Source organism: uncultured Faecalibacterium sp. (assembly GCF_900066275.1).
GTDB classification, from domain to species: Bacteria; Bacillota; Clostridia; order Oscillospirales; family Ruminococcaceae; genus Faecalibacterium; species Faecalibacterium taiwanense.
Map to the genome: position 1 here is coordinate 1 of NZ_FMFG01000062.1, position 5865 is coordinate 5865.

The following is a 5865-nucleotide window of genomic DNA, read 5'->3' on the forward strand; positions in this document are numbered from 1 at the left end:
CCATAGATGCAGCCATCCCGCAGGCCAAGGATTTTGACGATTTTCTGCGGCTCCTGCAGGAGCAGGGCTACGAGGTCAAGCGGGGCAAGTACGTTTCGTTCCGTGCGCCCGGACAGGGGCGGTTCACTCGCTGCAAAACGCTGGGCGAAGCCTATACCGAGGAAGCCATCACCGAGCGCATCAAAGGGCGGTTCGTGGAGCGGAAGCCCAAAGAAAACCGCAAAATTTCGCTGCGGATTGATTTGGAGAATAGCATCAAGGCCCAGCAGTCCGCAGGGTACGAGAAGTGGGCAAAGCTCCACAACTTGAAACAGGCTGCCAGGACGCTGAACTTTCTGACGGAGCATGAAATCGAAAGCTACCCGGATTTGGAAAGCCGGGTGGCCGAGATCACCGCCGCCAGCACCGAAGCTGCCACCGCATTGAAAGCAGCAGAGCGCCGACTTGCAGAAATGGCCGTGCTGATAAAGGATGTTACCACCTGTAAGGAGCTGCACTCGTTGGTGCAGGAGTACCAGCGGGCCGCTGACAAAAAGCAGTTCCGGCGCAAGCATGAAGGCACCCTGATTCTCTATGAAGCAGCGGCCAAGGCCCTGAAAGAACAGGGCTTTCAAAAGCTGCCCGACCTCTACGCATTAAAAACCGAGTATAAGCAGTTGGCCGAGCAGAAAGACCAGCTGCAGCGGCAGTACAATGATGCCAAACGCCAGATGCAGGAGTATGGCATTATCAAGCAGAATGTGGACGGCATCCTACGGACAACACCGGGAAAGGAGCAGATGCAGGAACGGTAAGTCACGCAAGTTTTCCTCGCAATCGGCTGACAGTTCAGACAATATCTGCTATAATTAAAACAATGATTCTTAGAAAAAATCCTCAGTTGGAAAGGAGATTTTTCAAATGGACAGCAACCTCATTCCGTATCAGCCGGTAATCTCCGATATTAAAAATTTGATTACCGTCGGCCAGAACATTGCCTATAATGCAGCCAACCGTGCAATGATTATGACCTACTGGAATATTGGAAAACGCATTGTTGAAGAAGAACAGAGCGGTGCTGAGCGTGCAGAGTATGGAAAACGCTTAATTCCAGTTCTTTCGGCAGAACTCACAAAGGAATTCGGCAACAGCTATTCCAGCCGAAATCTTCACTATTACCGTAAATTTTACCATTGCTTCCCTGATTCCGAGATTTTGAACACGCGTGTTCAAAATCTTAATTGGTCACATTTTCGTGCTTTGTTGCGTGTTCCCGATGAAGATGCCCGTGTTTGGTATATGAATGAAGCGGCTAATGAAAATTGGAGTGTTCGCACCCTTGACCGCAACATTGGCACACAGTATTATTATCGGCTACTCCATTCTCCGAAAAAAGAAGCCGTCATTGCAGAAATGAAAGAGAAAACGGCAGCAGAGCCCAAGCATCAGTTTGAACTTCTCAAAAGTCCCATCGTGGCAGAATTTTTAGGCTTTCGCACTGAAGATTCCTTTGCAGAGTCCGATTTGGAGTCTGCAATTCTTTCTCACATCCGGGACTTCCTCATGGAAATGGGAAAGGGATTTGCTTTCGTGGCCCGGCAGCAGCATATTGTGACCGATACGGAAGATTACTACATCGACCTTGTGTTTTACAACATCGAACTGAAATGCTATGTTCTGATTGACTTGAAGATGGGGACGATCACCCATCAAGATGTCGGCCAGATTGATATGTATGTTCGGATGTACGATGAACTCAAATGCAAAGAGGGTGACAACCCCACGATCGGCATTCTGCTGTGTGGCGAAACCAGCGAGGACATCGCGAGATACTCTGTCCTGCATGATAACGACCATCTGTTCATGTCGAAGTATTTGACTTACCTGCCGACCAAAGAACAGCTGCGGGCTGAGATCGAACGGCAGAAGAATATTTTCTATATGCAACATCCGAAATTAGATGATAAACAATAACGCTCATAAAAACATTTAACTTTTATAGATATAGGAGGCAGTAATGAATGTTGAAAATTGTATAGAAGCACAATATCGTGAACTAATGGAGTGCAGTGAACCCAATGCAGAGTATGCGGACTTGTACAAAGCATTTACGCATCCGCATCTTCGAGAAATTCTTACAACTCTGCATCATGATTTGATTCTTCTTTTCAAAAGGATGAATGATCGTTTGCCTACAGGTGAGTGTGAAGCACACTTCTGGGCCGATGAGAGTCGAGAGCTTATCAGGCGTTTGGACATCATCAATGGACTTTTTGGGGCTCTTAAAGGAACTCCCCTTGCTTTCAATATCGATTCTTATTATGCCGATTTGTTTTTAAAATGTCGGGATTTTTTGCGTTCTAGCGGTGGTAGCGAGTTACCTCCCAATATGGCCAAAATAGACCTATATTATATGATTCCAATATTCACTCCCGTTTCAAGTGTTACCGTTTCTCATGAGCAACAGGAACTGACCTACCAATTAAAACTGGTTGGTGAGGGCTCTTATGCAAATGTTTTCAAATACAAAGATACTTTCTATAATAGATTTTTTATATTAAAGCGAGCAAAAAAGGGACTAGATTCAAAAGAGTTGGCGCGTTTTAGAAGAGAGTATGATGTAATGCGTACATTGTCCTCTCCGTATGTTGTTGAAGTTTATAACTATAACTCTGCCAAAAATGAGTATATTATGGAATATATGGATGATACATTAGATGGATATATTTCGAGCCATAATTCAACCTTAGACTGTAAGCAACGCAAGTCGATAGTTCGTCAAATATTACGAGCGTTTGAGTATATTCACTCAAAAGGTCAACTTCATAGAGATATAAGTCCGAAAAATATTTTAGTTAAACTTTATGAAGATACCATCGTTATCAAAATTGCAGATTTTGGACTAGTTAAAATCCCGAACAGTTCACTTACATCAGCAACTACAGAGCCTAAAGGCTATTTTAACGACCCAATTCTTGCGGTAGAAGGATTCAACACCTATAATATTGAACATGAAATATATGCATTGACACGGATTGTATATTTTGTTATGACAGGGAAAATGAATACTAATAATATAGTCAACCAGTCCCTGAAAAAATTCGTTGAAAAGGGATTGAATCCAGACCGCTCCAAGCGATTTAAAAATGTTTCTGAAATGCAAATTGAATTTGGCAATTTAACATAGAAACAGCCAGTCAATCATCATCGAATTATTATGATTCATATTCTTGTTTTGATATTCACACATTATTTCTCTATAATACAATTTATATCCTGTACGCTCTGCACGGGGGCGAATACGACAAGGCAACTCTACGGCGGGCACTGGAGCAGACAACAGAAAAGTGCGGCAGTGCTAAAATCTTAGCACAGTACCGGGAGATTATACAGGAAGTTCGGGATAGCGATACACTCCGCAAGCAGAGGAGCAAGTATAGCGGGGAATACGACTATGCGAAGGGTGTTTCTTTTGATGATACCTGCAACTCGATTCAAAAAATCATGGATGAACTATAAAAATTAATTTTAAAATCGTACAATATAGTTTTAGGAGGAATTGAAATGGAAAATCCAATTGTATATTCACCCGTAGATGCAGGAAAAATAATAAGTGATACCGCAGCAAATTTAATGAAAAGTGCTGCAACATCAGGTTGGGCGAAAGTAAAAAAATATTTTAAGGATTTTAGTGCAGAAGAATCAATTGAAATAGGAACTGCTTTTAATGACTATATCCGTGTCACACAAGAAAGAAATAGCAAAATCAAAACGTTAATTTATAGAAGAGTTCCCAAGGATATATACTCATTTTATGAATGTGTTGGGCTGAGGTTAGAGGGAAAGGTTATCAAAACAAGCAATGTTAGTGATGTGTTGAAAATTGGAAAGAAAATTCTTGTAACGGGAACGGGTGGCATAGGAAAATCAATTTTAATGAAGCACCTGTTCCTTAGCACGATAAAAGAAACAGAGTACATTCCGGTATTGCTTGAACTCAGAAAGTTTAACGGCATGGAAAATAAGGACATTTCAATATACCGTGCGGTTTATCAAACGCTATCGGATAATGGCTTTGCATTAGCAGATGAATACTATAAATATAGCCTGGAGAAAGGAGGATATATCATTCTTTTAGATGGATTTGATGAAGTTAATCGTGATAAACTGAAAAAAGTTCAAGATGAGATAAAAAGTTTTAGCGATAAATTTGAGAAAAACACATATATTATATCTTCGCGTCCCACAGAAATGTTTATTGGATGGAATGATTTTGTTGAAACGTCTGTTATGCCTCTTTCGAAAAAACAAGCATTAAGTCTCGTCAACAAAATTGAGTTTGATGAATCGGCCAAGAGAGCGTTTTATACAGAGTTAAGTAGGACACTTTATGATAAATATACGTCTTTTGCATCTAATCCACTTTTGCTAACGATAATGTTGCTGACATTTAGCAATCATGCTTCAATTCCAGAGAACTTAAACGAATTCTACGAGGAAGCCTTTACGACGCTCTTTAATATGCACGATGCGACAAAAGATTGCTATTTACGAGATATTCGAACTGGTTTAGGCTGTGAAGAATTTAAAACAGTATTTTCGTATATCTGTTTTAAATCATATTTCAGGGGACAGTTTGAATTTACGGAACACCAGTTGCGAGAACGAATTCAAGAAGCGCAAAGTAGATTTCCACTATATAAATTTACAATTGAAGATTTTCAGGAAGACCTCACATTGTCAGTATGCATGTTGGTAAAAGATGGATTGTCGTATCGTTTCTCTCATAGGTCTTTTCAAGAGTATTTTGCAGCATTATATACATGCAAATTGACAGATGATGTTCAATCCAAACTTCTAGCGACATGGTTTGATGAATCGATTTCTGTTGTAGGCGATGAATATATGGCGATGCTGTATAATTTACAACCGGACAAAGTAAATAAAATAGTTCTTTGTCCCGGATTGAAAAAATTGAAAGAACTTTATGATTCAATGGGATTTAGCGTAGAGTTGTTGAAAGAACTGTTTTCTGGTGTACACTTAAGAAGGCTATATAAGCTAGAAAACAGCAAAAGGGTAACGGACTACACAATCGATTTTGGTATTTCCAATCGATATTTGTGTAATATTCTGATGATAACATGTAAACTGAACCATTTTTTTTATTCAAATGCAGAAGGAATTAAAAAATCCAGAGAAATTGCAAGCACATGGGTATCAGAAAGAGAAAAACAAGATCCCCAAAATCGATATCATATAGAGCCTATTGAATTTGATGATCTTATGATTTTCTTGGATGAGCACAATTTTACAGTAGCAGATTTTTTGGAAGCATGTAAATGGGTAGAAGCGCGGTTTATATTCAGCTTCAAAATATTGGAAAAATATAGTGAAAATTCTATATCTCGCAAGAAAAAAGTGTCATCTATTCTCGATGAATTATAATCAGAATATATAGGAAAAGAGCAGCAGAATCGCACATTTGACTAGTACGAGTTCTGCTGCTCTTTTTATATAACATGCTAAAATTAGGTGCTGTTGGTAAAATCAAACCTCTGCCCGTCAAAGTCGGCATCAGTCATGCGCTTCAACTTTGCAATAGTACTGTTTGCCAACCGCCGCATTTCGGTGTCCATATCCGACAGGGCAGCCAGCATCCGCGCCATCGTCCGGCGGCGGTCAGAAGTGTGGTATATACAGATCAAATTTTCTTCTTCCACGCTGAAATTCATGGTCAGACCTCCAATTCCTTTGTCTTTTCCCGTGGCGGCGTTTGCTTGCTCTGCTCCTTTTTCGCAGCGTCCAGCTGTGCCCGGATGGACGGCTTTTTCGGTTTAGCTGCGCGGGACTTTTTGGCTTTCGGTGCCTTTTCCTCGGCCTTGA

4 protein-coding genes and 1 pseudogene are annotated in these 5865 nt (G+C 40.7%); 4 read left to right on the forward strand and 1 reads right to left on the reverse strand.

From position 1 onward, the window contains the following. From QZL71_RS12635 to QZL71_RS12650, 4 genes and pseudogenes are all read left to right on the forward strand, one after another. Positions 1-794 (forward strand): annotated as a pseudogene (locus QZL71_RS12635) (endonuclease); the annotation flags it as partial. A gap of 106 nt (positions 795-900) precedes the next feature. After that, on the forward strand, positions 901-1953 hold the full coding sequence (locus QZL71_RS12640) for a PDDEXK nuclease domain-containing protein (protein WP_294649055.1): 1053 nt from the start codon (positions 901-903) through the stop codon (positions 1951-1953). A gap of 43 nt (positions 1954-1996) precedes the next feature. Then, entirely contained in the window at positions 1997-3166 is a 1170-nt protein-coding gene (locus tag QZL71_RS12645) for a protein kinase family protein (protein WP_154277752.1), read from the forward strand. Positions 3167-3543: 377 nt separating this feature from the next. Further along, positions 3544-5427: an NACHT domain-containing protein gene (locus QZL71_RS12650; RefSeq protein ID WP_294649057.1), complete on the forward strand. Its 1884-nt coding sequence runs from the start codon at positions 3544-3546 to the stop codon at positions 5425-5427. Positions 5428-5510: 83 nt separating this feature from the next. Here QZL71_RS12650 and QZL71_RS12655 read toward each other — a convergent pair whose 3' ends face one another. Then, entirely contained in the window at positions 5511-5714 is a 204-nt protein-coding gene (locus tag QZL71_RS12655) for a transposon-transfer assisting family protein (RefSeq protein ID WP_294649059.1), read from the reverse strand. Between the last annotated feature and the right edge of the window lie 151 nt (positions 5715-5865).

What these genes read in the sequence shown, in the direction of transcription:
- QZL71_RS12640 (WP_294649055.1), top strand. Translation starts at nt 901, where the DNA reads ATGGACAGCAACCTCATTCCGTATCAGCCGGTAATCTCCGATATTAAA.
- QZL71_RS12645 (WP_154277752.1), top strand. Translation starts at nt 1,997, where the DNA reads ATGAATGTTGAAAATTGTATAGAAGCACAATATCGTGAACTAATGGAG.
- QZL71_RS12650 (WP_294649057.1), top strand. Translation starts at nt 3,544, where the DNA reads ATGGAAAATCCAATTGTATATTCACCCGTAGATGCAGGAAAAATAATA.
- QZL71_RS12655 (WP_294649059.1), bottom strand. Translation starts at nt 5,714, where the DNA reads ATGAATTTCAGCGTGGAAGAAGAAAATTTGATCTGTATATACCACACT.